Below are 2,161 nucleotides of genomic sequence, written 5' to 3'. Positions count from 1 at the left end.
TTTTAAAAATTTCATCTGCTTAAATATTAATGATTACCAGTGATAAGAAAGTGAGATACCCGGAATATATACATTAGTCTCATAGGTACCCGACAATTGGGTATAGGCATTGGTGGTTTGCCTGGCCATCAGGTGTTCAAATTCAAATGATGCATCCACATTTAGGTGACTGGCTATCTTGTAGCCTATGCCGCCTGTAAAGTAAACGCGGTTAGCGTCAGGAACTTGCGGTGAAACAAAATCAGCAGGTGCGGCAGCAGTGGCATAACCTCCGCCAAAGCGCAAAGCCAATTTCGGGCAACCCCTGTATTCGGCACCAGCACGTAAGGTATATGCCTGCTGGTAATTTTGCGGAAGAACAGTAGTGTTTATCGCTGTCGATTTCTGCGCGTAAGTAAATGACAGATTTTTAAACACATCCCAGTTTACCTCGTTGGCGTCAATGGCAATGGTCCAGTTTGGTGAAGGGTATAACCCAATACCTACGGAGTTGGTTGATGGCAACGGCACTTTTGATGTAAATGTATTTGGCGAAGGGAAGTTGCCCTGTACCGATGGCGCCACGGAAAACATGGCATTACCATTAAAACTGGTTGAAACACCACTTCGGTGCGAAAGACCAATTGTTACACCTGAAAGGGTTTTGAAGAATATACCAGCATTCCAGCCATAGCCTTTGCCGGTACCACTTAAATGACCCTGTCCGTCGGCACCTGCCGAATTTGAAATAGGGATAGCCTGGTGAAGGTCGATATCAGCGTGGTTATAAACAAAGCCGGCACCAATACTCAGGTAATCTGTTAGCTTAACACTCAGTGTAGGCTGAAAAAAGATGGTTTTCAGGTCGAGGCTTTCGAGCGCATATTTTCCCTGCCAGGTATCGCCCCAATCAGTTAAACCGCCAAAGGGAGTATAAATGCCCAAACCAAATTTCCAGAAGGAATTTTTTGGCCCCCAAACGCCATAAAACGTAAATGGCGTAGCAATTTTATTTGCTGTGCGGAACGTGGCGTTTGAATTGGTAGGGTTAAACTCCGACATAAAAGACAGCGGACTAATGCCGGCCTGCACGTAATTTTCGGGCAGCATGGCCACTGCACCCGGGTTAAAAAACACCGAAGCGCCGTCCTGTAAGGTTCCGGTGCCGGTATGCCCCATACCGATTTGCTTCTCGCCTTCCAGGTTCACCTGGAAACCTTGGGCAAACACCAAAACAGGCATTAGTGCTAACACTAATAGTAGATATTTCTTCATAAAAATAAAATATTGAATGGTTTATAATGTGCAATTTGCAGGCTCCAATACCGGCAAAAGCAAAAAATAAAATTAGGGTGGATTTAAAAGAAAAAAAGGGCTATAATGCGGAGATATTAGTCAAAAAGTCGGAGAATACAGAATAACGCCATATCAGTTAAAAAGATTGATTTTTAACGGGATTTATTCCGTTATTGAAAAACAACAGAATATTATATTTTTATCATAAATGAGTAAAAGAGTCGCCCGTTTAAGCTTATCGAAATTTGCTGACTTATACGCAGATAAATTAGCAGGACCTGATTTTTTCATCACCGATGAAAAGCAGCTGTTAAGCTTAAGTGAATTTCCTTACCGGTCTGACGGTTACATCATTGGTATTTGCACGCGCGGGCATGCCCGGGTTGAAGTAAACCTTCAGAATTACGAAGCCAGGCCCGACGCCATGCTTTTGGCTACCCCCTTTCATGTTTTAAGGATCTACAACAGCAGCGAAGATTTTTTGTGCAGATTCATTGTTTTTTCAAAAGCGTTTTTAACCGAAAATAATATTAATAGCCACTTTTTGGAATCATTTAGCTATTTTAAAAGTGCTTCTATACCTGTTATTTATCCGGAACATACCGACGCATCCGTATTACTGGATATTTATCTGCAGATCAAACAAATTTTAGAGCGGGAGAACCATCCCTACCGCGTCGAAATATCAAGAAGCATTCTTACCATGCTTTTGTATGAGGTGGCTTTTATTTACGAAAAACAACACCTTATTATTAAAGGCAAACAAACCCGCAAACAGGAGTTGTGTCTTGTCCTGAAATAGGTTTACACATTAGTAAACTACAGATGGAGCACAAAATAGAATTAGCAATTCTTTATGATCGGAATGTAAAGAAGATAACTTACC

Annotated in this window: 2 protein-coding genes; one reads left to right on the top strand and one right to left on the bottom strand. The window is 41.8% G+C overall.

The features are described from left to right. Positions 1 to 33: 33 nt before the first annotated feature. Positions 34 to 1,254 (bottom strand): OmpP1/FadL family transporter, encoded by a 1,221-nt coding sequence (locus tag QZY09_RS04935; protein ID WP_295668947.1) that lies wholly within the window; start codon positions 1,252 to 1,254, stop codon positions 34 to 36. 229 nt (positions 1,255 to 1,483) lie between these two features. On the opposite strand from QZY09_RS04935, the gene QZY09_RS04930 reads away from it, so the two are divergent. Further along, positions 1,484 to 2,077, top strand: a complete 594-nt coding sequence (locus tag QZY09_RS04930; RefSeq protein WP_295668944.1) for an AraC family ligand binding domain-containing protein — start codon at positions 1,484 to 1,486, stop codon at positions 2,075 to 2,077. The last annotated feature ends 84 nt before the right edge of the window (positions 2,078 to 2,161 follow it).

Origin of the sequence: uncultured Mucilaginibacter sp. (genome assembly GCF_903913935.1) — a bacterium.
Lineage (GTDB): Bacteria > Bacteroidota > Bacteroidia > Sphingobacteriales > Sphingobacteriaceae > Mucilaginibacter.
The sequence above is the reverse complement of the archived record's forward strand: the minus strand, read 5'-3'. Positions and strand labels throughout refer to the sequence as shown.